The following is a 391-nucleotide window of genomic DNA, read 5'->3' on the forward strand; positions in this document are numbered from 1 at the left end:
CGGCCACGATCCCGGAGGCCGCCCGGGCGGCCTCCGCCGCGCGTACGTCGACGAGCGCCACGCGCAGCGCGGGGAACTCCTTGGCGGCGACGGCGGCCAGACCGGCCGTCCCGGCGGCCCACGGTGAGGAGGCGTCGCCCGCCTCCAGCGGGTGGACGTCCGTGGTGACGACCTTCAGACGCGTCTCGCGCTCCAGCAGGCCGTGCCGGGCCAGCGCCCGCACCAGGCGGTAGAGGGCGACCGGGCCGCGGTCGGCCAGGGCGCGCAGCTCGCCGCGGTCGGCGGGCTCGCGCCCCGGGGCCGTGGCGAGGAAGTAGACCAGGTCCGGTGCGCCGGGCCCGGCCAGGACGCGGTCGAGTTCCTGTCTCTTATACACATCTCTGAGCGGGCT

At 77.2% G+C, this 391-nt stretch carries 1 protein-coding gene; it reads right to left on the bottom strand.

Annotated features, from left to right (window positions below):
* Nucleotides 1-376, bottom strand: a 376-nt coding sequence (locus IH13_RS0136075) for a Rossmann-fold NAD(P)-binding domain-containing protein (RefSeq protein WP_031091383.1), incomplete at its 3' end; no start/stop codon positions are given.
* Between the last annotated feature and the right edge of the window lie 15 nt (nucleotides 377-391).

This window comes from Streptomyces sp. NRRL WC-3549 (genome assembly GCF_000721935.1).
Lineage (GTDB): Bacteria > Actinomycetota > Actinomycetes > Streptomycetales > Streptomycetaceae > Streptomyces.